Origin of the sequence: Massilia sp. GER05, from assembly GCF_052056005.1 — a bacterium.
GTDB lineage: Bacteria > Pseudomonadota > Gammaproteobacteria > Burkholderiales > Burkholderiaceae_D > Telluria > Telluria orientalis.
The window spans coordinates 1,976,041-1,998,753 of sequence record NZ_CP178858.1 but is presented as its reverse complement, the minus strand read 5'-3'; the positions used below and the strand labels follow the sequence as shown (position 1 = coordinate 1,998,753).

The following is a 22,713-nucleotide window of genomic DNA, read 5'->3' as shown; positions in this document are numbered from 1 at the left end:
TTCGATGCAGCAGCAACTTACAGCCTATCTTCCCGACGAATCGGCCACGCAGGCCCTGGGCGCCGCCCTCTCTCGCGCGCTGAGCCCGGGCCTCGTGATCTACCTGCACGGCGACCTCGGCGCCGGCAAGACGGCGCTCACGCGCGCCCTGCTGCACGCGGCCGGCCACAAGGGCGCCGTCAAGAGCCCGACCTATACGCTGTCGGAGCCGTACCGCATCGAGCTGGATGGCCGACAAGTCAACCTGATCCACTACGACCTGTACCGCATGTCCAGCCCCGAGGAATTCCTCGACGCGGGGTTCCGCGAAGATTTCGACGGTAACAACATCTGCATCGTCGAATGGCCGGAAAAGGGAGAGCCGGTGTTGCCGCCGCCCGACGTTAAAGTGTTGCTTAAGGTCAGCGGTCGCGGGCGTGAGGTAGAATTGCAGGCGTTGTCCGACTTGGGCCTGCTATGCCTCGAACGCCTGCACTACCCCCCGACTCCCTGATTCCCGGTTCCTTGACGCGTCGCACGATCCTGAAGGCCGGCGGTACGCTGCTGCTGTCCGTCGTCGCGCCGCTGACGGCATCCGCCGCCCAGATCATGGCCGTGCGCGTGTGGCCGGCCGACGAGTACACCCGCGTCACCCTGGAAAACGACGGCGAGCTGAAGACGACGCACTTCATGGTGCCGGATCCGCCGCGCCTCGTCGTCGACATCGACGGCCTCGCGCTGAACGACACGCTGAAAAGCCTCGTCGCCAAGATCGAATCGAACGACCCGTACATCAAGCAGGTGCGCGTGGGCCAGAACCGGCCCAACGTCGTGCGCCTCGTGTTCGACCTGAAGGAAGAGGTCAAGCCGCAGGTGTTCAACCTGGCGCCCATCGCCGGCTATCACCACCGCCTGATCTTCGACCTGTATCCCGTCAAGCCCGTCGACCCGCTCGCGACCATGATCGCCAAGGAAAACTGGACGACGGACGCGGCCCCCGCCACGCCGACCCCGGCCGTGCAGCCGGGCGAGCCGACGGTCGGCCAGGCCGGGCCGGACGCCATCGCCAAGCTGGAAGCGGATGCCGCCCGCGCCGGTTCCACGCCCGCACAGCCGCAGCCGACGACGCCGCAACCGGCCCAGCCGCACGCGCCCGCCAAGGCCGCGCCGGGACAGAAGGTGGCGCGCATGGTCACCATCGCGCTCGACCCCGGCCACGGCGGCGAGGATCCCGGCGCGACCGGTACCACGGGCGTGCACGAGAAGGACATCGTGCTCGCGGTGGCGAAGCGCCTGAAGGCCAAGCTGGAAGACTTGCCGAACACGCGCGTGATGCTGACGCGCGACGCCGACTTCTTCGTCCCCCTCGGCCAGCGCGTGGAAAAGGCGCGGAAGGTGCAGGCCGACCTGTTCGTGTCGATCCACGCCGACGCGTTCGTCGAGCCGACGGCGCGCGGCTCGTCCGTGTTCGTGCTGTCGGAAAAAGGCGCCAGCTCGAGCGCGGCGCGCTGGCTGGCGGCCGACCAGAACAAGGCCGACCTGATCGGCGGCGTGAATCTCGCCAGCCACGACAGGCAGCTGGCGAGCGTGCTGATGGACCTGTCGCAGACGGCCCAGATCAACGACAGCATGAAGCTCGGCAAGGCCGTGCTGACGGAAATCGGCGGCATCAACCGCCTGCACCGCGGCGTGGTCGAACAGGCCGGTTTTGCCGTGCTGAAGGCGCCGGACATCCCCTCGATCCTCGTCGAGACCGCATTCATCTCCAACCCGGAAGAGGAAGCGCGGCTGAAGGATGATGCCTACCAGAACCAGCTGGCCGACGCGATCACGAAAGGCATCAAGCGCTACTTCGCGTACAATCCGCCGCTGGCAAAGAGCCGCATGACTTAATGGGACGCCCGCGGGCGTCCCCCTGAGGAGGATTCTCGTGAGCGCAACGACCATCAACTTCGGGCAATTGCCCGCCCTGCAACTTCGCGCGCCGGACGGCGCCGAGGCGACCATCACGTTGTACGGCGCCCACCTGGTGTCGTGGAAAGCCGTCACCACGGCCGGCGGGCCCGCGCAGGAACGCCTGTTCATGAGCAGCCTGTCCGCGCTGGACGGCCAGAAGGCGATCCGCGGCGGCGTGCCCGTCATCTTTCCCCAATTCGCCGAACGCGGCACCGGCCTGCGCCACGGCTTCGCGCGCGTGTCGACCTGGCGCGTCCTCGACCAGGGCGAAGCGGATGGCGCAGCGTTCGCGGTGCTGGGACTGAGTGCCTCGGACTTGCCGCAGCAAGTGGCAGCCGCGTGGCCGTACGCCTTCGAACTGCAGCTGCGCGTGGCAGTGCGCGGCGCGCAACTGGACATGTCGCTCGACGTGCGCAACACCGGCACGCAGACCTTCCCGTTCGCCGCCGCGCTGCACACGTACCACCTCGTCGAAGACGTGGAAGCCGTGCGCATCGACGGCGTGCAGGCGGATACGCTCGCCATCACCGACAAGCTCGACCAGGTGTTCGAACGCATCGCGGGCGCGATCACGTTCGACACGGGCGCGGACAAGGTGACGCTGGAGCAGACGGGCTTCAACGACGCCGTCGTGTGGAACCCGGGCGCGGCCGACGCGGCGGCGCTGTCCGACATGGAAGACGAGGAATACCGCCGCTTCGTCTGCATCGAACCTGCCCTGCTGGGGGATGCGGCCGCCCGACCGCAGCAACTGGAGCCGGGCGGGATCTGGCGCGGGACGTACCGGGCCGTCGTCCAGGCAGGATGAACGACAACGCCGGCATGTGCCGGCGTTTCATTTTGTAGCAAAAAATGCGCGGTGCGCCTCGCCATGCGGCCTAAACTACAGGCTACACGCATGGGAGGACACACAATGAATACATTGGTGAAACGGCTGGCACTCGTGCTGGCGGCGGGGTCCGCCCTGTCTGGCTGCGCCGTCTATGCGCCGCCTTATGCGGCCTATGACGCGCCCTATTATCCAGGCGGCTACGGCCCCGCATATGTCGGACCGCCCGTCTCGCTGGACTTCAGCTATCACGAATACGATCGTGGCGGCCGTGGCTGGCATGGGCACCGTGGCGGTGGCCGCCGCTGGCGTTGAGCACGCTGGCGCTCAGTTCGATTCCTTGATCAAGCGGCCCGCGGTCGACTGGACCGGCCGCGCGTTCAGCGGATACAGGCGCGAGAACAGGGCCATCTGCGCCGGCGACGCCTGCATCGGCTGCTTGAACACCATCCACAGCACGCCTTCCGTGCACGGCGGTTCCGTCAGCGAGCCCATGTAGGTGAAATACTCGCGCCGCTCCGGCAGCGCGTCGGTCGGGTCGATCACGATCGAGGGCGAGACGGTGTCGAATTTTTCCAGCGGCAGGTTGTCCCAGATCGTCTGCATCAGGCGGTGCGGCTGGCCGCGCTCCAGGAGCACGGCGATGATCGCGATCTTGCCTTCGGCGCTCTTGTGCACGAGGTGGATGACCATCTCCGTGCCCTTGCCGTTGATCTTTTCTTCCGACGGACGGTGGAAGTGAAATTGCTGTAATTCGTACACGGTGTTGCCGACCGTGATGAAATTGCCGCCGCCCACCGTCACCTGGATCGTGTGGCCGTTGTTGACCTCGCTGAACGACGACGGGTGGTAATCGAAGCTGATCTGTTCGAGATTGACCTTGATGCCGTCGCGCAAGTCGATCGGCGACTGCCGGTTGCCGGTGCCGCACTTGGCCCAGTCGACATTGATCTTCGACCAGTTCGCCGGGCCCAGCTCGCCCTCATACGACCACACGGTGCCGTGCTTCGGCGCGGCGGCGACGGCGGCCGCCGCGGCGGCGGCCTGCTCCTCCTGCCTGCGCTTCGCATCGGCGAGCTTTTTCGCGCGCGCGGCGGCCGTCGCGCGGGCCTGCTGGCGCTCGCGCAGCGCGGCCAGGCGCTGGGCAATCTTGGCCGACAGCTCGACCTCGGCATCTTCCTCGCTGGCCGCGCTGGCGCTCGCGGCCGGTTCGGCTTTCGGTTCGGCTTTCTTTTCGGCGGGCTCGGCCTTTTTCGTCGCGGCCGGCACCATGGCAGAGGCCGGACGGGACACGGAAGCCGCCAGCCTGGCTGCCGCTGCGGCGGCGGGATCGTTCGCGGCGCTTGCGCTCAGGGCGACGCAGCTGCAAGCGAACAGGGCGATCAGGGTACGCATGGGAATCCAGTAGTGTTACTCTCTCCTGCATTATCGGCGTGACCGACAGTAAACTTGAGCCTGAGGAACAATTCCGTGCATCAATAGCCGCCGCAAATAAAAAACGCGCCGTCATGCGGCGCGTTTCATGTGATCACATTGTCGGGCTTCAGCGGCTCATCATGCGCCGTCCGACCTTGTACAGCCCGCCCAGCGCCAGCGGCACGACGGCCGCGCCGACACCCACCAGCACGATGATCGTCAGGTGATCGCGGATCACCGGGATATTGCCGAAGAAGTAACCGCCGGTCACCAGGCTGACCACCCACGCCACGGCGCCCGTGACGTTGTACATCTGGAAGCGGGCATGGGTCATGTCCGAGATGCCCGCGACGAACGGTGCGAACGTGCGCACGACGGGCACGAAGCGGGCCAGGATGATCGTCTTGCCGCCATGGCGTTCGAAGAATTCGTGGGTGCGGTGCAGGGCGTCCTTGTTCAGCCAGCGGTAATCGTGCGTGAACACGCGATGCCCGATCGCCCCGCCGATGTAATAGTTGAGGGTATTGCCCGTCACCGCCGCCACGATCAACAGGAGCGTCAGCAAGGCATAACTCATCTCGCCGGTGGCGCAGAAGGCGCCGGCAATGAACAGGAGGGTATCACCGGGGAAGAAGAACAGAACCACGAGGCCGGTTTCGCAGAACACGATGGCGAACAGCACGGCATACACATACACCCCGTATTGCGCCAGCAATGTTCCGAGGGTCTTATCGACATGAAGAATCATGTCGAAGAATTGCATCAGATCCATAATTTTCCTAAATGGTAGCGCCGAATCATACCATCAGTCCGCCCCCGAAAATGGCCGCCGGCTCATCTTCACCGCGAATTTTCTTCGTCGGCAAAATGTTTTAATTCTATTATTTTCCAGATTACAATTGTCATCACACCACCCACGACCCCGGCCCGCCACAAGCGGCAAGGAGACGACATTGAAGAAGGCCTATTTCCCCTTCCGGCACACGATTTTCGCCGCCACCTGCGCCCTCTTCGCGGCGACGGCCGGCGCCAGGGAACTCCCGCCGAAGCCCGGCGTCGCCGACATCGTCAAGGCATCGAAACCTTCCGACTGGCGGCCCCTCGACCCGGACAACACGCTGTACATGGAACTCCCGTTTGGCCGCGTCGTCATCGAACTGGCGCCGACGTTCGCGCCGAACCACGTGAAGAACATCAAGGCCCTCGTGCGCGAGCATTATTTCGACGGGCTGGCCGTCGTGCGCGTGCAGGACAACTGGGTCGTGCAATGGGCCGATCCGAATGAAGACAACGACAACGCCCGTCCGGTCACAGGTGCGCGGAAGACACTGAAGGCGGAATTTACGGTCCCCCTCAGGAACGACGCCCATTTCACGCGCATGAAGGACGTCGACGGCTACGCGCCCCAGGTCGGCCATTCGAACGGCTTTCCCGTTGGCCGCGATCCGAAGACGGGCGAGACCTGGCTGGCGCACTGTTACGGCATGGTCGGCGTGGGCCGCGACAACGATGCCGACAGCGGCGGCGGCACGGCGCTGTATGCCGTCATCGGTCCGGCGCGCCATCTCGACCGCAACATCACGGTGGTGGGCCGCGTGATCTCCGGCATGCCGCAACTATCCGCCCTGCCGCGCGGCCCCGCGCCGATGGGGTTCTACGACAAGCCGGAGATGAACGTGCCGATCGCATCGGTTAAGGTGGCGGCCGACGTCCCGGCGGACCAGCGCAGCCGTTTCGAAGTGATGCGCACCGAGAGCGCGGTCTACCAGAGCGTCCTGGACGCCCAGCGCAACCGCGGCGGCCCGTGGACCAAGGTCGTAACACCGGTAACACCGGGGTCAGAGCCCGGTTTTTGGCAACTTCTTTAAAGATATTCTGTCAATCAATGTCCTCAAGTCGGGCTCTGACCCCGGTTTGGGAAAAATCAAACGCCACCGGTTTCGGGGCTTGCCGCGAGCTATAATTTACGGATGAACGCCCCGGCCCCCACCCACCGCCCCATCCAGCAACTTCCCGACCAGCTCATCTCGCAGATCGCCGCCGGCGAGGTCGTCGAGCGGCCGTCGGCGGTGGTGAAGGAGTTGCTGGAAAACGCGCTCGACGCCGGCGCCACGCAGGTCACGGTCCGGCTCGAGGAAGGCGGCGTCAAGCGCATCGCCATTACCGATAACGGCCGCGGCATCCCACCCGAGGAATTGCCGCTCGCGCTGGCCCGTCACGCGACGTCGAAGATCGCGTCGCTGACCGACCTCGAGAACGTGAACACGCTCGGCTTCCGCGGCGAGGCGCTCGCGTCGATCGCGTCCGTCGCCGCCGTCAAGATCACGTCGCGCACGCACGGCGCCGCGCATGCGTGGGAGATCGTCGGCTCGCACCAGGGCACGGTGTCGCCGTCGTCCGGTCCGTTCGGCACGACGATCGACGTGCAGGATCTGTATTTCAATACGCCCGCGCGCCGCAAGTTCCTGAAATCCGAGCAGACCGAATACGGCCACTGCGCCGAAGTCGTGCGCCGCATCGCGCTGGCGCGGCCGGACGTGTCGTTCAGCCTGACCCACAACGGCCGCACGATCGACCACTGGAACACGAGCGAGTCGGCCAAGCGCAGCGCGCAGATCCTCGGCGGCGACTTCGCCGAGGCGCGCCTGCAGCTCGACGAGAGTGCCGGCCCGCTGCGTCTGCACGGCTACGTCGGCCTGCCGACGGCATCGAAGGCGCGCGCCGACAGCCAGTATTTTTATGTCAACGGCCGCTTCGTGCGCGACAAGCTGCTCGTCCACGCCGTGAAAGCCGCGTACGAGGACGTGCTGCACGGCGACCGCTTCCCGTCCTACGTGCTCGCGCTCGAACTCGACCCGGCGATGGTCGACGTGAACGTGCACCCGTCGAAGATCGAAGTGCGCTTCCGCGACAGCCGCGCCGTCCACCAGTTCGTGTTCCACGCCGTGCAGCGCGCGCTGGCCAAGACGTCGGCGACCGCGCACGGCGATACGCCCGCACCCGTGAGCGCCGCCGAGATCACGCCGTCGTCCACGTCGCTGGGTGACACGCCGTCCTGGCGCCGTCCGCACGAGCAGACGTCGTTCGGGTCGCAGCTGGCGTCGCCCGCCTGGACCTCGGGCTCGGGCGGCTCGGGCGGCGGCGGCTCGCGCGCCTCATCGACGTTCTCGCCGTCCCCGTTCCCGCCCGGCAGCCGCTGGGATGCGCCGACGGGCGCCGGCGTCCCGCAACGCACCTCGGACTATGGCGCGCTGTTCACCGGCGCGCCGAAACCCGTGCAACCGCCCGGCGTGCAGGAAGCGCCGCTGCCGGAAACGACCAGGCCCGCGTCCGACGACGACTTCCCGCTCGGCTTCGCACTGGCCCAGCTGCACGGCATCTACGTGCTGGCGCAGAACCGCAAAGGGTTGGTCCTCGTCGACATGCACGCGGCGCACGAACGCATCCTGTACGAACAGCTGAAGAACGCGCTCGATGCCCAGGCCGGCGGCGAGCAGATGCAGGTGCAGCAGATGCTGATCCCCGTGACGTTCTTCGCCGACGCCATCGAAGTGGGCACCGCGCAGGAAGAACACGAGACGCTGAAGGCGCTGGGCTTCGACATCGCGGCCGTGTCGCCGACGACGCTCGCCGTGCGTGCCGTGCCGACGCTCCTCAAGAACGCCGACGCGCAAACGCTCGCGCGCGACGTGCTGCGCGACGTGCGCGAATTCGGCGGCTCGCGCGTGCTGATCGAGCGCCGCAACGAACTGCTCGGCACCCTCGCTTGCCACACGGCCGTGCGCGCGAACCGCATCCTCACGCAGCCCGAGATGAACGCCCTGCTGCGCCAGATGGAAGCGACGGAACGCGCCGACCAGTGCAACCACGGCCGCCCGACCTGGGTCCAACTCGAAATCGCCGCGCTCGACAAGCTGTTCCTGCGCGGCCAGTAAAGCATCAGATGACATCGCAACACAAACCGCTGGCGGTAGCCATCATGGGCCCGACCGCGTCCGGCAAGACGGCAGCGGCGCTCACCATCGCCAAGGAAATCGCGGTCGAGATCATCTCGGTCGACTCCGCCCTCGTCTACCGCGGCATGGACATCGGCACGGCAAAACCGTCGGCCGAGGAACTCGCGAGCGCGCCGCATCACCTCATCGACATCATCGATCCGCTCGACGCCTACTCCGTCGCGCAGTTCCGCGAAGACGCGATCCGGCTCGTCGCCGAGATCCAGGCGCGCGGCCGGCTGCCGCTGCTCGTCGGCGGCACGATGATGTACTTCAAGGGCCTGAACGACGGCCTGGACGACCTGCCCACGGCCGATGCCGACGTGCGCGCGCGCCTCGACGCGGAGGCCGCGCGCATCGGGTGGCCCGGCATGCACGCGAAGCTGCGCGAAGTCGATCCGGTCACCGCGGACCGCCTCGCGCCAAACGACGCCCAGCGCATCAACCGCGCGCTGGAAATTTTTGAACTGTCGGGCAAGCCGATGTCCGCCCTGCTCGCGCGCCGCGAGAAGCAGGAACTGCCGTTCGACCTCGTACCGTTCGCACTGGAGCCATCGGACCGCGCCGTGCTGCACGAGCGCATCGCGCTGCGCTTCGACCAGATGCTGGGCAAGCGCGACGACAGCGGCATCGTGGCCGAGGTCGCGGGCCTGCGCGCGCGCGGCGATTTGAACCCGAACCTGCCGTCGATGCGCTGCGTGGGCTACCGCCAGGCGTGGGAATACCTCGACGGCACGATCGACCGCGCCCAGCTGCGCGAGACGGGCATCGTCGCCACGCGCCAGCTGGCCAAGCGCCAGCTGACCTGGCTGCGGGCGATGCCGGAGCGGATCGTGATCGATTGCCTGGGGCCGGATCCGGCGCCGCAGATGCTTGCTCATCTGGCCACGTTGCGGGCGTAAGACGGTTCGTGCGAGGCTGGACAGGGTGATCCGGAGCGGGTAGCCTTGACACTTCCGGGGCCGAACGGCATAATGCACCCCGTTCTGGTGATATAGCTCAGTTGGTTAGAGCATAGCATTCATAATGCTAGGGTCGGTGGTTCAAGTCCACCTATCACCACCAAGGATTCAAGCGGAATGGCTTGGCACTCAAGGCTGAGCCATTTTGCTTTAAAAGTGTTTGTTTCAGCAGTGATGCAGCTGGTGATATAGCTCAGTTGGTTAGAGCATAGCATTCATAATGCTAGGGTCGGTGGTTCAAGTCCACCTATCACCACCAGATTCGGAAAGCCGCCGGCTCGCAAGAGCCGGCGGCTTTTTCCATTTCCGGCCTACCCCATCTCGCCCAGGTGCTCGACCAGGAAATCGATGAACGCCCGCGTGCGCGCCGCCTGGTTCTTGCGGTTGAGGTAGTAGACGAACAAATCGGCCGCCGGCAAGGTGTACTGCGGCAGCACGATACGCAACCGGCCGCTCTTGACGTATTTGGCGAGGTCCCACTCCGACCGGATCAGGATGCCGTGACCATCCAGCGCCCAGCCCAGCACGATGTCGCCGTCGTTGCTCGACAGCGCGCCGTGCACCTTCACCACCTCGCTGTCCTCGCCCTCGTTGAAACGCCAGATGCCGTACGCGTCGTCGTTCTGGCGGTGCAGGATGCAGCGGTGGCGAGATAAATCCGCCAGCGATTGCGGCTCGCCATGCTGCTGGAGGTAGCGCGGCGACGCGCACAGGAAGCGCCGGTTCGACAGCACGCGGCGCGCGGCCAGCCGTTTATCCGGCAGCGCGCCGAAGCGGATGGCGAGGTCGTAGCCGCTTTCCACCAGGTCGACGGGGCGGTCCGTCACGTCCAGCTGCACCTCGACCTGCGGATGACGCTTGGCGAAAGCCGAGACGATGGGCGCGATGGTCGTGCGGCCGAACCCGAGGCTCGCATTCACGCGCAACAGGCCGCGCGGCGCGGTGCGGTTGCTCGCGACCGCGTCTTCCATCTCACGGATCGCTGCCAGGATGCGCGTCGCGTGCGCGAGATAGGTCTCGCCTTCGCTCGTCAGCGACAGCCGCCGCGTCGTGCGGTTGACGAGGCGCACGCCCAGCCGCGCCTCCATCTGCGCCAGGCGTTTCGTTGCGGCCGGCGGCGTGAGGTCGAGGGCGCGGGCGGCCGCGGCCAGCGAGCCGTGGCGTGCGACCAGCACGAAGAATTCCATTTCGGAGGCGCCGTCAGTATTCACCGTCATTCAATAATCAATTCACACCCGGCGAATTATAAGAGGGCCGCGCGGACTTACCCTGCACGCTTGAACAACACGCCAGCGAGGCCGCCATGAGAATCGTCGAGATCCGCGAACAGACACTCCCCATCAGCTCCCCCATCCGCAATGCCTACATCGACTTCAGCAAGATGACCCTGAGTCTCGTGGCCGTCATCACGGACGTGGTCCGCGACGGCAAGCCCGTCGTCGGCTACGGCTTCAATTCGAACGGCCGCTACGGCCAGGGCAAGTTGATGCGCGAGCGCTTCATCCCGCGCATCCTCGAGGCCGATCCGGCATCGCTGCTGGACGACGCGGGCGACAACCTCGATCCGCACCGGATCTGGGACGCAATGTTCACCAACGAAAAGCCAGGCGGGCATGGCGAGCGCTCCGTCGCCATCGGCACCATCGACATGGCCGTGTGGGACGCCGTCGCGAAGATCGCGGACAAGCCGCTGTTCCAGCTGCTGGCCGACCGCTACGGCGACGGCCGCCCGCACCGCAACGTGTTCGTGTACGCCGCCGGCGGCTACTACTATCCCGGCAAGGACCTGGAGAAGCTGAAGGACGAGATGCGCGGCTACATCGAGCGCGGCTACAACGTCGTCAAGATGAAGATCGGCGGCGCGCCGCTGGACGAGGACCTGCGCCGCATCGACGCCGTGCTGTCCGTGCTGAAGAACGGGCAGAAACTGGCCGTGGACGCCAACGGCCGCTTCGACCTCGACACGGCCATCGCCTACGCCAAGGCGCTGTCGCGCTACGACCTGTTCTGGTACGAGGAAGCGGGCGACCCGCTCGACTTCGAACTGCAGGCCACCCTGCGCAACTACTACGACAAGCCGATGGCGACGGGCGAAAACCTGTTCTCGATGCACGACGCGCGCAACCTGGTCCGCTACGGCGGCATGCGGCCGGACCGCGACTGGCTGCAGTTCGATTGCGCCCTCTCCTACGGCTTGGTGGAATACCTGCGCACGCTCGACATGCTGCGCCGGCACGGCTGGTCACCCACGCGCTGCATCCCGCACGGCGGCCACCAGATGTCGCTGAACATCGCGGCCGGCCTGGGCCTGGGTGGCAATGAATCGTATCCCGACCTGTTCCAGCCGTTCGGCGGCTTCCCGGACGGCGTACGCGTGGAGGACGGCTTCATCACGATGCCGGACCTGCCGGGCATCGGGTTCGAGGGCAAGGCCGACCTGATCCGGGTGATGCGTCACCTATCCGGAGCGTAGAAATCAGCCGCCGCTCACGTCCGCATCCTCGCCGAGTTCGAACTCCCCGCGCGCAAACGCCTCCAGCACGGCCTGCGCCTGCTGCAGGTGGTCTTCCGGGACGAGGATGCGCACGCCGCCCAGCGCGGGTGCCAGCAGCATGTCCGTCTGCACGAGGTGGGCATCGGCCAGCACGGCCGGGATGCCGGAGGCGACGAGGCAACCCTGCACGAGGTTCGCTTCGAGCGGGATCAGGTAGCGCGCCACCTCCACCAGGTCGCGGCCCGGCAGGCGTGCCAGTTCGGGGACGCCGGTCAGCAGTCCGTCCAACGGTTCGTTCGATGCATGCATGACGAGCTCCTTTCAGGCCAGCGCGGACAACAGGTACAGCACGACGCCGATCAATCCGCCCACGATGGTGCCGTTGATGCGGATGTATTGCAAGTCCTTGCCGATGTTGATTTCGACCTGGTGCGACATCTCGCCACTGTCCCAGTGTTTCACCGTGTCGGCGATGTGGCGCGTCAGGAAGCCAGCGAATTCCGGCGCGGCGCCGCGCGCCGCCAGTTCCAGGTTCTCGTTCAGCGCCGTGCGTAGTACCGGATCCTCGGCGAGCGTCCTGCCGATCCACGCGCCCGTCGCGACGATCCGGCGCCGCAGCACCGAATCCTCCTTGTGCAGGTCGGCCTTGATCCAGCCTTTCAGGTCGCCCCACAGCGAACCGATGTAGCCGTTCACGGTGGCGTCGCCGATCAGGTGGCGCTTGATGTCCTCGCCCTTTTCGATGAAGGCCGGGTCGGTCTTCATCCGTTCGATGAAATCGTGCGTGAAGACGTCGAAGCGGCGCCGCAGCGGGTGCTCGGGGTCTTCGCTCACGCGCTTGAGGATGCCGGCCGCGAGCCGCACGGAGATGTCCGCGCCCTTGCGGCCGATGAGTTCCGACGGCAGCATCTTTTCCATGAACGCGTACTCGTCGCGCAGCCAGTCGACGATGCCCTGCGCGATGAAATCCTGCGTCTCCGGATTCGCCAGCAGGTTCGCCAGTTGATCGATCCCCTCGTCGAGGATCTGCTGGTGGCGGCCGTCGCGCGTGAGGCTTTCCAGGATCGTGCCCGCCGCCTGCGACAGGTCGACGCTCTTGACCACACCGTGCACCGCACGCCGGATGAAATCCTGCACGGCCGCGTCCTCGATGACGTCGAGCGCGAAGCCGGCCACGCGCACGAGCGTGTCGCCCAGGCGTTCCGTGTTCTCCGGCTTCGTCAGCCAATCCGCGACCTTCTGCGCCGGGTCGTGGCGCTGGATCAGGCGCACGATCGAATCCGTGTCGAGGAATTTGTCGCGCACGAACGCGGCGAGATTATCCGCGATGCGCTCCTTATTGGCGGGGATGATCTCCGTGTGGCGCGACACGAACGGGATCGGGATCCGCTTGAACAGCGCGACGACGGCGAACCAGTCGGCCAGCGCGCCGACCATCGCAGCTTCCGCGAACGCCTTCAGCAGCCCGATCCACCAGTTGCCGGGCCAGCGGGCGGACAGCAGAAGGGCGACGACGAACAGCACGGCGGCGCCGATGAAAAAGCCCAGCGCCAGGCGCTTGGACTGCCGAAGTTCCAGTTCCTTGTCAGGCTCGAGTTCTTTGGAAGGCAAAGTGTCCATGCCGCCATCGTAGCCCAGCCTAGACGATATTGTCGCGCCGCAGCGTGGCGATGGCGTCTTCCGTCCAGCCCCAGTCGGCCAGGATGGCCGCCCCGTCCTGCCCCGGCGCGGCCACGGTCCCGGCCTGGCCCGGCGTGCGCGAAAAGCGCGGCGCGGGCGCCGGCTGGGTGACGCCGTCGACATCGACGAAGGTCTTGCGCGCGGCGTTGTGCGGGTGGCGCGGCGCCTCGTCCATGTCGAGCACAGGCGCGAAGCACACGTCCGTCCCCTCCAGCAGCGCGCACCACGCGTCGCGCGGGCGCGTCGCGAACAGCGCCGCGAATTTTTCCTTCAGCGCCGGCCAGTCTTCGCGATCCCATTGCCGCGCGAATGCCGGATCCGATGCGCCCGTCAACGCCAGCAGCCGCGCGTAGAACCGCGGCTCGATGGCGCCCACCGCGATGAACTTCCCGTCCGCGCAGGCATACGTGGCGTAGAACGGCGCGCCGCCGTCGAGGAAATTCGCGCCGCGCGCGGCCGACCACGAGCCGTGCGCGCGCAGGCCGTACATCATGGCGCCCAGCAGCGCGGCGCCGTCCGTCATCGCGGCATCGACGACCTGGCCGCGACCCGATATCCGCGCTTCCAGCATGGCACAGACGACGCCGAACGCCAGCATCATGCCGCCGCCGCCGAAGTCGCCGACGAGGTTCAATGGTGGAGACGGCGGCCGGTCGGCGTCTCCCATCGCATGCAGCATGCCGGACAGCGCCACGTAGTTAAGGTCATGCCCGGCCGCCGGCGCCAGCGGGCCGGTCTGCCCCCAGCCGGTGACGCGGCCGTACACGAGCCGGGGATTGCGCTCCATGCACAAGTCGGGACCGAGACCCAGTCTCTCCATCACGCCGGGCCGGAAGCCTTCGACGAGCGCATCGGCCTTCGTCACGAGGTCGAGCAGCAGCTGGCGTGCACGCGGGTGCTTCAGGTCCAGCGCCAGCGAACGGCGGCCGCGCGCCATCACGTCGTATTTCGTGCCCAGCGTCGGGTACGGATTCGGCGCGGAAGGATCCGGTTGGCGGTCGATGCGGATCACGTCCGCGCCCATGTCGGCCAGCATCATGGCGGCGAACGGGCACGGGCCGATGCCGACCAGTTCGATCACGCGCAGCCCTGCGAGAGGTCCATGAGGTCCGTTGTTCATCACAGCGAGCGGGCGATGATTTCTTTCATGATCTCGTTCGCCCCGCCATAGATGCGCTGCACGCGCGCGTCCAGGTACATCTGCGTGATGGGGTAGTCGAGCATGTAGCCGTAGCCCCCGAACAGCTGCAGGCAACGGTCGACGATCTTGCACTGCAGGTCCGTGATCCAGTACTTGGCCATCGACGCGCGCACCGTGTCCATACGGCCGGCGACGAGGTCGTCGACGCAGCGGTCGATGAACACACGCGCCACCGTCGCCTCGGTCTTGCACTCGGCGAGCACGAAGCGCGTGTTCTGCATGTCGATGAGCGCCTGGCCGAACGCACGGCGCTCGCGCGCGTGCGCGATCGTCAGGTCCAGCGCACGCTCGATGCACGCGACGCCCGCCACCCCGACGATCGTGCGCTCGTACGGCAGCTCCGTCATCAGCTGGGCGAAGCCGCGCCCTTCCTCGCCACCGAGCACGTTCTGCGGGGGGACGATGGCATCGTCGAAGAACAGCTCGCACGTGTCCTGGCCCTTCTGCCCCATCTTCTCCAGGATGCGGCCGACGCGGAAGCCCGGATTGTTCGCCGTCTCCAGCAGCATCAGCGAGATGCCCTTCGCGCCCGCGGCCGGGTCGGTCCTGGCGACGACGAGGACCAGGTCGGCGAGATAGCCGTTCGAAATGAAGGTCTTGGACCCGTTCAGCCGGTAGCCCAGGTCCGATCGCACGGCCGTCGTGCGGATGCCTTTCAGGTCGGACCCGGCGCCCGGTTCGGACATCGCGATCGCGGCGATGATGTCCCCGGTCGCGAGGCGCGGCAGGTATTTGTATTTCTGTTCTTCCGTCCCGTGGTTCAGCAGGTAGTGCGCGACGATCGCGTGCACGTGCAGGCCGAACGCGGTGTCGCCGGCCAACGCCAGTTCCTCGAACACCACGGCCTGGTGGGCGAACGTGCCGCCCGAGCCGCCGAAGTCGTCGGGGACGTCCGCGAGCAGCAGACCGAGTTCGCCGGCCTTTCTCCACAGCGCGCGGTCGACGTGCCGCTGCTCGCGCCAGCGCTGCTGGTGCGGCGCGACCTCCGCGGCCACGAAGCGGCGCACGGCGGCGCGGAAGGTATCGAGTTCCGTCGTCATCGCCCGCCCCTCACACTTGATACAGCGTGACGACGCACGCGCCGCCCAGGCCCAGGTTGTGCTGCAGCGCCGTGCGCGCGCCCTCGACCTGGCGCGCGCCCGCCGTGCCGCGCAACTGGTGCGTCAGCTCGAAGCATTGGGCAAGGCCCGTCGCACCGAGCGGATGCCCCTTCGACAGCAGGCCGCCGGACGGATTCGTGACGACCTTGCCGCCATACGTGTTGTCGCCGTCGCGGATGAATTTATCGGCGCCGCCTTCCGGGCACAAGCCCAGCGCCTCGTACGTGATCAACTCGTTGTGGGCAAAGCAGTCGTGCAGTTCGACGACGTCCAGGTCGTCCGGTGCGATGCCCGCCTGCGCGTAGACCTTCTGCGCCGCTTCCCGGCTCATGTCGTAGCCGACGAGGCGCATCATGTCGTCCGAATCGAACGTGCCGGGACGGTCCGTCGTCATCGCCTGCGCGGCGATGTGGACGTCGGCGCGCAGGCCGCGCTTTTTCGCGAATTCCTCGGATACCAGCACGGCCGCCGCGGCGCCGCACGTGGGCGGGCAGGCCATCAGGCGCGTCATCACGCCGGGCCAGATCGCGGGCGCGTCGAGCACGTCCTGCATGCTGACCTCCTTGCGGAACAGCGCCAGTGGATTGTTCGCCGCATGGCGGCTGGCCTTGGCGCGAATGCGCGCGAACGCCTCCAGCGGCGTGCCGTATTTGTCCATGTGCGCGAGGCCGGCGCCGCCGAAGTAGCGCAGCGCGAGCGGGATCCCGGGCTTGCCGACGAGGCGGTCGGTGACGGCGTCGAAATCGTCGAACGGCGCGGGCCGGTCGGTGAACACGGACGCCAGCGCGCCGGGGCTCATCTGCTCGAAGCCCAGCACGAGCACGCAGTCGGCCGCCCCGCCCTGCACGGCCTGGCGCGCGAGGTACAAGGCCGTGGAGCCGGTCGAGCAGTTGTTGTTGACGTTGACGATCGGGATACCCGTCATGCCCACGCCGTACAGCGCCTTCTGGCCGCAGGTGGAATCGCCGTAGACGTAGCCGGCATAGGCCTGCTCGACGTCCTCCCAGCCGATGCCCGCATCCTCCAGCGCGGCGCGCGCGGCCAGGGCTCCCATCTCGTGGTACGGGGCGCTCGCCCCCGGTTTGGCGAACGGGATCATCCCCACGCCGGTCACATGGACTTTGCGGCTCATCGTCGTCTCCTGTTTATTAGGTCAGCCGACCTATCCGACGGATTATAGGTCAGCCGACCTGCTTCTCAAAGCATGCCGTGCGATAATGCCGGGCATGAAAGCAACGATCGACCAGACCCTGCGCAACAAACCCTCTCTCACGACCGAAAAAGGGTGGGAGCGCGTGCACGCGATCCTGCAGGCCGCGCGCCGGCTGCTCGCGGAGGACGGCTATGCCGGACTGTCGATGCGCAAGGTGGCGGCCGAGGCGGGCATGACCCTGTCGAACGTCCAGCACTATTACAACAGCAAGGACGTCCTGCTGGAGGCGGCGCTGCTGTCCACGATGGACGAATTCCAGGCCAAGATGGACCGCATCTCGGCCGAGATGCGCGACCGCCCGCGCCTGGACCAGTTCCTGTCGACGACCGACATGTTCCTGGAAGAGATCACGGACCCGGTCACGCACGCGCTGTTCTTCGAGATCTGGGCACTGGCGTCGCGCAACGCGTTCGCGTCGAGCCTGATGGACCGCATGCTGGGGCGCGAGCGCAAGACGGTCTACAACCTGATCCGCGGGCTGAACCCGGCCATCTCCGACGACGAGTACATGCAGCGCGCGATCCTGATGGTGGCGCAGATCGAAGGATTGATGCTGTTCCGGCTCGATCGCGAATCGCGGCGCGAACAATTCATGGCCGTGCGGGCGGCGGTGCGCAAGGCGTTATTGAATCTCGCCACGGTGCCGTAAGCCTCCTTCATTCGTCGTGTCGCGTATACTGCGCAGGGTGGGCACACCGTGCCCACGCGGACGGCGCGATTGCGCACGCATGCGCGTGGGCGGCGGGCCGCCGACCCTACCGAATAAGGAGTCTGGATGCAGCACGACATCAGCCTGATCACTACCATCGCCGCCGCCCTCGGTCTCGGCCTGCTGTTCGGCATGCTGGCCGTGCGCTTGCGCCTGCCGGCCCTGGTCGGGTATCTGGCTGCCGGCGTCATCATCGGCCCCGCCACGCCCGGCTTCGTCGCCGATGTGCATCTCGCGTCGCAGCTGGCCGAGATCGGCGTGATGCTGCTGATGTTCGGCGTCGGGCTGCATTTTTCGCTGGACGACCTGCTCGAAGTGAAAGGCATCGCCCTGCCCGGCGCCGTGCTGCAGATCTCGGTGGCGACCCTGCTCGGCATCGGCCTCACGCACCTGTGGGGCTGGGATCTCGGGGCCGGTCTCGTGTTCGGCCTCGCGCTGTCGGTCGCGAGCACCGTGGTACTGCTGCGCGCGCTGGAAGACCGGGGTGAACTCGATTCCTTCAACGGCCGCATCGCGGTCGGCTGGCTCGTCGTGGAAGACCTCGTGACGGTGCTCGTGCTCGTGCTGCTGCCCGCGCTCGCGGGGCCGCTGGGCGGCAAGGGCGAAGGCGGCTCATTGTGGCTCTCGCTCGGCAAGACGCTGCTGCAGGTGGGCGCCTTCATCGCGTTCATGCTGCTCGTGGGCCGCAAGCTGTTCCCGTGGTTCCTGTGGCGCGTGGCGAAGACCGGCTCGCGCGAGCTGTTTACCCTGGCCGTGATCGCGGCGGCCGTCGGCATCGCCTACGGGTCGTCGCACCTGTTCGGCGTGTCGTTCGCGCTGGGCGCCTTCTTCGCCGGCATGGTGCTGCGCGAATCGGAGCTGAGCCACCGCGCGGCGGAAGAGACGCTGCCGCTGCGCGACGCATTCTCCGTGCTGTTCTTCGTCTCCGTCGGCATGCTGTTCGACCCGCGCGTACTCGTGGAGAGCCCACTGGAAGTGCTGGGCGTCGTCGCCATCATCCTGGTCGGCAAATCGCTCGCCGCGTTCTTCCTCGTGCTGGCGCTGCGCTATCCGCTCAACACGGCGATCACGGTCTCGGCCAGCCTCGCGCAGATCGGCGAATTCTCGTTCATCCTGGCCGCCCTCGGCATCTCGCTCGGCCTGCTGCCGGAGATGGGCCAGAACCTGATCCTCGCGGGCGCCATCATCTCGATCGCCCTGAACCCGCTGATGTTCAAGCTGGTCGGCCCGCTGCAGAACTGGGTGCTGGCGAAATCCGACCACGCGCGCAAGATGGCGCGCTCGCCCGACCCGCTGGCCGAGCTGCCGACGACGGTCACGCACGAGCGCCTGACGGGCCAGGTCGTGCTGGTCGGCTACGGCCGCGTGGGCAAGCGCATCGCGCAAGAGCTGGACCGCGAAGGCATCCACTACGTCGTCGCGGAACAGAACCGCGACATCGTCGACCAGCTGCGCAAGCGCGACCAGCCTGCCGTGGCGGGCAACGCGGCGGAACCGGCGGTGCTGATCCAGGCCCACATCGCGCGCGCGTCGATGCTCGTGATCGCGACGCCGGACACCTTCCACGTGCGCGCGATGGTCGAAACGGCCAAGGCGCTGAATCCCGAGATCCGCTGCGTGGTCCGCACGCACAACGAGGAAGAGGCGCGCCTGCTGCGCGAAGAGACGGGCGGCACGGTGCTCGTCGGCGAACACGAACTGGCGCGCAGCATGACGCGACACGTGCTGGATGGGTTAGCGCTCGCGCAGGCGCACTGATTCCGCGGCCACGAGGACGACTGCGCAGACCATCGTGCTGCGCTCCATGATGCCGGCAGCCAGCAGCGCGACAGTCAGGCCCGAGCACCGCCTGACACAATGCGCCCCCAGGCACGCGCCGTGCCGCAACGCCGCGGCGCAGACGGGCGGACCAGGCAGCCCCGGATGCACCGGACGCTGGCGCCACGCTGCCAGATGCCAGACGGCGCCCGCCACGCCGGCCACCGCGGCCAGCACCGGCATCATGCGCGCCAGCGCGGGCATGGCCAGCAGCGCCCTCGCGACGGCCGCACCGGCCAGGTACACGGGCAGTCCAGAGGCCATCCACGTCGCGGCCCAAGCCAGGCCGGCGATCGCCGTGAGCAGGAACGCCCTTCCCTCCCCGGCCAGCGTGGCGCGGTAGTTCAGCAACGGCGCCACGGCGAGCGGCAGCATCATCGGCACCATCATCGCGGCCCACAACCCGATGAAACCGGCGGCGGCGCCGAGCCACGACTGACCGCACACCGGCAACCACATCGCCGCCATGCTCCACCCGCCGGGCATCGGGATCCGTCCCATGATCACACGGGATACTCGTCGTGCCGCCGCCACCAGACGCCTTTTTCGTTGCGGCCTTTCGGTGCCCGGTCCAGCCATGGGTACATGCCCCACAGCGCGTCGAGGCCGCGCGCGTACGTCGAATACGTGTGGTACACGACGCCGTCTTCCCGCACGAAGGCGCTCAGGCCCGGACGCTCGCGCGTGTAGGTGGCGAGGTCGGTGCCGGTCGATACGGCCTGCAGCGCCGCGGGGCCGGTGCCGTCCCGCAGCGGCAGCGGCAGCGGCGGCTCGCGGCGGTAGTTGTACTCGATGCCGCCTTCGCGCTGCTGCGTCTCCGAGAACCAGACGTTGAAATCGGCGTTGAAGTCAGCCTCGCCCGGCAGCGATGTCGCCCACGGAAACGTCCATCCCATGCGCCTCCTGTAGGCCTGCAGCTTCGCCTGCGACGCACGCGACACGGACGTCAAGAGCACGTCGTGATTGGCCAGGTGCGTGGCGATGCCGTTGAAACCGTCGGCGATCGCCGAGCAGGATGGGCAGCCCGCCGTATAGTCGACCCCGAACATGAAATGGTAGACGAGCAGTTGCGACCGGCCCTGGAACAGGTCGGCCAGCGCCACGTTGCCCGCTTCGGTCTCGAAGCGGTAATCCTTGTCGATGCGGACCCAGGGTAACGCTTGCCGCTGGCGCGCCAGCTCGTCGCTGCGGTGCGTGAGCTCGCGCTCCGCTTCCCACAGCCGCAGGCGTGCGGCCAGCCATTCGTCCCGGGTTCCCGCTTGATGAGTGCTCATCGCTTTCTCCTGTTGGTTGAAGGTGCGGTGCTATATTAGGGACGACCTACCACCCTGCGAGAGTGACAAATTTGGCGCGATTCCGATGGACTCGATGATCACGGCGGCGGCCCTGGCGCTGGCACACGGCGACCCGCTCGGCGCCCTCTCCCGCGTCGCCCTGCGTGACGACGCGCCCGCGCTCGCATTGCGCGGCATCGCGATGGCGCAGCTGGGCGATCTCGCGCGCGCCCGCCAGCTGGTGCGCCGCGCCGCCCGCGGTTTCGGCAGGAACGAAGCCGTGGCGCGCGCCCGCTGCCTGCTCGCCGAGGCCGAGATCGCCCTCGCCGTGCGCGACCTCGATGCCTGCACGGCGCTGCTCGCCGATGCGCAGCGCACGCTGGACGCGCATGGCGACCATGCCAACGCCGCGCATGCCCGCTACCTGGAGATCCGCCGCCTGCTGCTGACGGGCCGCCTCATTGACGCCGAGCAGCGTCTGGCCGCGCTCGACCCGGCCGGCCTGCCGCGCACCCTGCGTGCCGCGCACGAGCTCACCGCGGCCGGCATCGCGATGCGCCGCATGCGCGCCCACGCGGCGCGCGCGGCGCTCGCCCGCGCGGACGCCCACGCGCGCGCCGCCGGCATCGCCGCGCTGGGCGCCGAGATCGAATGGGCCGCGCGCCTGCTCGATGCGCCGGCGGCGCGGCTCGTCACGCCGGAAGGCCCGCGCGATGTACTGCTCGACGAGGTGGAGCGGCTGATGTCGTCCACGGCACTGGTCGTCGACGGCTGTTTGAACGCCGTGCACCACCTCGGCACGGCGATCCCGCTGGCCCGGCGCCCGGTCCTGTTCGCGCTGGTCCGCACGCTGGCCGAGGCCTGGCCGCAGGATGCCACGCGCGACACGTTGATCCTGGCCGCCTTCCGCATCCGCCATCCGGACGAGACGCACCGCGCCCGCCTGCGCGTCGAGATGGGCCGGCTGCGGACGATACTGCGCGGCGTCGCCGGCGTGCGCGCCACGCCGCGTGGTTTTCAACTGGTGCCGCACGATGGCCACGACGTCGCCGTGCTCGTCCGGCCCGGCGACGACGACCACGCGTCCGTGCTGGCCCTGCTGGCGGACGGCGAGGCGTGGTCCAGTTCCGCGCTCGCGCTGGCACTGGGCGCGAGCCAGCGCACCATCCAGCGTTCGCTGGAAGCGCTGGCGGGAAGCGGCAAGATCCAGGCGTTCGGCCAGGGCCGCGCGCGCCGTTGGTCGATGCTGCCGCTGCCCGGTTTCGCGACAACTTTGTTACTCCCGGCCGCACTCGGCGTTCCCTAGAATGACCGTATGAAAACGACAACCGCCCACATCGTCCGCGAATACGGACCCTACGACAACAAGCCCGGCGTGCACGGCGTCTCCTTCGACGGCAAGCAACTGTGGTTCGCGTCCGGCGACCACGTGAATGCCGTCGATCCGGCCAGCGGCGAACTGCGCCGCTCACTGGCCGTCCAGGCGCATGCAGGCACGGCCTTCGACGGCCGCTACCTGTACCAGATCGCGGACAGCCGCATCCAGAAGATCGACCCGGCTACAGGCACGGTCCTGTCGAGCATCCCGACGCCGGAAGGCGGCGGCGCGGGCCTTACGTGGGCCGAAGGCTCGCTGTGGATCGGCCAGCACCGCGCGCGCAAGATCCACCGCCTCGATCCGGAGACGGGCGCGATCCTGCACACGATCGAATCGAAGCGCTTCGTCACGGGGGTGACGTGGCTGAACGGCGAGCTGTGGCACGCGACCTGGGAAAACGAACAGAGCGATCTGCGCCGGGTCGATCCGCGCACGGGCGACGTGCTGCAAACCGTCGACATGCCGCCCGGCGTGCTGGTATCCGGTCTCGAGTCCGACGGCATCGACCGTTTTTATTGCGGCGGTGGAGGCAGCGGCAAGATCCGCGTCGTGCAAAAGCCCGAATAAAAAAAACGGCGGACATCGCTGTCCGCCGCATTAACTTGAGTATCACCTCAAGACCATCAAACAACCGGGCACGTCGAAAAACCTGCCACGCGTTGCAGATTCCGTCTGCGATGCTCGCTGTACTCTCGTACCGCTGCGCTTC

22 protein-coding genes and 2 tRNA genes are annotated in these 22,713 nt (G+C 67.3%); 14 read left to right on the top strand and 10 right to left on the bottom strand.

Annotated features, from left to right (window positions below; all coding sequences use genetic code 11):
* Positions 1-4: 4 nt before the first annotated feature.
* The 4 genes from tsaE to ACL58G_RS09045 all read left to right on the top strand — a co-directional run bounded on the left by tsaE (position 5) and on the right by ACL58G_RS09045 (position 3,079).
* Complete coding sequence (gene tsaE, locus ACL58G_RS09060) at positions 5-493, top strand: tRNA (adenosine(37)-N6)-threonylcarbamoyltransferase complex ATPase subunit type 1 TsaE (RefSeq protein WP_413382376.1); 489 nt, start codon at positions 5-7, stop codon at positions 491-493.
* Complete coding sequence (locus ACL58G_RS09055) at positions 457-1,872, top strand: N-acetylmuramoyl-L-alanine amidase (protein ID WP_440966410.1); 1,416 nt, start codon at positions 457-459, stop codon at positions 1,870-1,872. Before tsaE ends, ACL58G_RS09055 begins: the two co-directional genes overlap by 37 nt.
* A gap of 37 nt (positions 1,873-1,909) precedes the next feature.
* On the top strand, positions 1,910-2,743 hold the full coding sequence (locus tag ACL58G_RS09050) for a D-hexose-6-phosphate mutarotase (RefSeq protein ID WP_440966408.1): 834 nt from the start codon (positions 1,910-1,912) through the stop codon (positions 2,741-2,743).
* A 105-nt stretch (positions 2,744-2,848) separates the two neighbouring features.
* Positions 2,849-3,079 (top strand): hypothetical protein, encoded by a 231-nt coding sequence (locus ACL58G_RS09045; RefSeq protein ID WP_413382367.1) that lies wholly within the window; start codon positions 2,849-2,851, stop codon positions 3,077-3,079.
* Between the two features lie 12 nt (positions 3,080-3,091).
* Here ACL58G_RS09045 and ACL58G_RS09040 read toward each other — a convergent pair whose 3' ends face one another.
* Both ACL58G_RS09040 and ACL58G_RS09035 read right to left on the bottom strand, forming a co-directional pair.
* A complete protein-coding gene (locus tag ACL58G_RS09040; RefSeq protein WP_440966406.1) occupies positions 3,092-4,159 on the bottom strand; it encodes a carbonic anhydrase in 1,068 nt (355 codons plus the stop codon).
* A gap of 148 nt (positions 4,160-4,307) precedes the next feature.
* Positions 4,308-4,952: a VTT domain-containing protein gene (locus tag ACL58G_RS09035; protein WP_056130107.1), complete on the bottom strand. Its 645-nt coding sequence runs from the start codon at positions 4,950-4,952 to the stop codon at positions 4,308-4,310.
* A 181-nt stretch (positions 4,953-5,133) separates the two neighbouring features.
* On the opposite strand from ACL58G_RS09035, the gene ACL58G_RS09030 reads away from it, so the two are divergent.
* From ACL58G_RS09030 to ACL58G_RS09010, 5 genes are all read left to right on the top strand, one after another.
* Positions 5,134-6,048 carry a peptidylprolyl isomerase gene (locus tag ACL58G_RS09030; RefSeq protein WP_440966405.1) on the top strand — a complete coding sequence of 305 codons (915 nt, stop codon included), beginning with the start codon at positions 5,134-5,136 and terminating at the stop codon, positions 6,046-6,048.
* Positions 6,049-6,150: 102 nt separating this feature from the next.
* The gene (mutL, locus tag ACL58G_RS09025; RefSeq protein WP_440966404.1) at positions 6,151-8,115 is read left to right on the top strand and encodes a DNA mismatch repair endonuclease MutL; all 1,965 of its coding nucleotides are present in this window, start codon (positions 6,151-6,153) and stop codon (positions 8,113-8,115) included.
* A gap of 8 nt (positions 8,116-8,123) precedes the next feature.
* The gene (gene miaA / locus ACL58G_RS09020; RefSeq protein ID WP_440966402.1) at positions 8,124-9,077 is read left to right on the top strand and encodes a tRNA (adenosine(37)-N6)-dimethylallyltransferase MiaA; all 954 of its coding nucleotides are present in this window, start codon (positions 8,124-8,126) and stop codon (positions 9,075-9,077) included.
* A gap of 86 nt (positions 9,078-9,163) precedes the next feature.
* Positions 9,164-9,240 (top strand) — tRNA-Met (locus ACL58G_RS09015).
* Positions 9,241-9,319: 79 nt separating this feature from the next.
* Positions 9,320-9,396: transfer RNA gene (locus ACL58G_RS09010), tRNA-Met, on the top strand.
* A gap of 52 nt (positions 9,397-9,448) precedes the next feature.
* On the opposite strand, the gene ACL58G_RS09005 is transcribed toward ACL58G_RS09010, so the two are convergent.
* A complete protein-coding gene (locus ACL58G_RS09005) occupies positions 9,449-10,348 on the bottom strand; it encodes a LysR substrate-binding domain-containing protein (RefSeq protein ID WP_440967992.1) in 900 nt (299 codons plus the stop codon).
* A gap of 92 nt (positions 10,349-10,440) precedes the next feature.
* Here ACL58G_RS09005 and ACL58G_RS09000 point away from each other — a divergent pair, with 92 nt between their 5' ends.
* Positions 10,441-11,610, top strand: coding sequence for a mandelate racemase/muconate lactonizing enzyme family protein (locus ACL58G_RS09000; protein ID WP_440966400.1), 1,170 nt, complete (start codon positions 10,441-10,443; stop codon positions 11,608-11,610).
* 3 nt (positions 11,611-11,613) lie between these two features.
* Here the strand turns inward: ACL58G_RS09000 and ACL58G_RS08995 are convergent, their stop codons facing one another.
* From ACL58G_RS08995 to ACL58G_RS08975, 5 genes are read right to left on the bottom strand one after another with little or no spacing between them, the layout of a single operon-like run.
* Positions 11,614-11,940, bottom strand: coding sequence for a putative signal transducing protein (locus ACL58G_RS08995; RefSeq protein ID WP_413382347.1), 327 nt, complete (start codon positions 11,938-11,940; stop codon positions 11,614-11,616).
* 12 nt (positions 11,941-11,952) lie between these two features.
* Complete coding sequence (locus ACL58G_RS08990; RefSeq protein ID WP_440966398.1) at positions 11,953-13,251, bottom strand: DUF445 domain-containing protein; 1,299 nt, start codon at positions 13,249-13,251, stop codon at positions 11,953-11,955.
* A gap of 19 nt (positions 13,252-13,270) precedes the next feature.
* A complete protein-coding gene (locus tag ACL58G_RS08985; protein ID WP_440966396.1) occupies positions 13,271-14,431 on the bottom strand; it encodes a CaiB/BaiF CoA transferase family protein in 1,161 nt (386 codons plus the stop codon).
* The gene (locus ACL58G_RS08980; RefSeq protein ID WP_440966394.1) at positions 14,431-15,552 is read right to left on the bottom strand and encodes an acyl-CoA dehydrogenase family protein; all 1,122 of its coding nucleotides are present in this window, start codon (positions 15,550-15,552) and stop codon (positions 14,431-14,433) included. Before ACL58G_RS08980 ends, ACL58G_RS08985 begins: the two co-directional genes overlap by 1 nt.
* Before the next feature lie 10 nt (positions 15,553-15,562).
* Positions 15,563-16,744 carry a lipid-transfer protein gene (locus ACL58G_RS08975; RefSeq protein ID WP_440966392.1) on the bottom strand — a complete coding sequence of 394 codons (1,182 nt, stop codon included), beginning with the start codon at positions 16,742-16,744 and terminating at the stop codon, positions 15,563-15,565.
* 94 nt (positions 16,745-16,838) lie between these two features.
* On the opposite strand from ACL58G_RS08975, the gene ACL58G_RS08970 reads away from it, so the two are divergent.
* Both ACL58G_RS08970 and ybaL read left to right on the top strand, forming a co-directional pair.
* On the top strand, positions 16,839-17,474 hold the full coding sequence (locus ACL58G_RS08970; protein WP_413341208.1) for a TetR/AcrR family transcriptional regulator: 636 nt from the start codon (positions 16,839-16,841) through the stop codon (positions 17,472-17,474).
* Positions 17,475-17,600: 126 nt separating this feature from the next.
* Entirely contained in the window at positions 17,601-19,292 is a 1,692-nt protein-coding gene (gene ybaL / locus ACL58G_RS08965; RefSeq protein ID WP_440966390.1) for a YbaL family putative K(+) efflux transporter, read from the top strand.
* Here the strand turns inward: ybaL and ACL58G_RS08960 are convergent.
* Positions 19,269-19,853: a copper chaperone gene (locus tag ACL58G_RS08960; RefSeq protein ID WP_440966388.1), complete on the bottom strand. Its 585-nt coding sequence runs from the start codon at positions 19,851-19,853 to the stop codon at positions 19,269-19,271. The two genes, ybaL and ACL58G_RS08960, sit on opposite strands and share 24 nt — an antisense overlap.
* A gap of 2 nt (positions 19,854-19,855) precedes the next feature.
* The gene (locus ACL58G_RS08955) at positions 19,856-20,626 is read right to left on the bottom strand and encodes a DUF899 domain-containing protein (RefSeq protein WP_440966387.1); all 771 of its coding nucleotides are present in this window, start codon (positions 20,624-20,626) and stop codon (positions 19,856-19,858) included.
* An 85-nt stretch (positions 20,627-20,711) separates the two neighbouring features.
* Here ACL58G_RS08955 and ACL58G_RS08950 point away from each other — a divergent pair, with 85 nt between their 5' ends.
* Both ACL58G_RS08950 and ACL58G_RS08945 read left to right on the top strand, forming a co-directional pair.
* On the top strand, positions 20,712-21,932 hold the full coding sequence (locus tag ACL58G_RS08950) for a helix-turn-helix domain-containing protein (protein ID WP_440966385.1): 1,221 nt from the start codon (positions 20,712-20,714) through the stop codon (positions 21,930-21,932).
* A gap of 9 nt (positions 21,933-21,941) precedes the next feature.
* Entirely contained in the window at positions 21,942-22,571 is a 630-nt protein-coding gene (locus ACL58G_RS08945) for a Vgb family protein (protein WP_413382323.1), read from the top strand.
* Positions 22,572-22,713 lie beyond the last annotated feature (142 nt).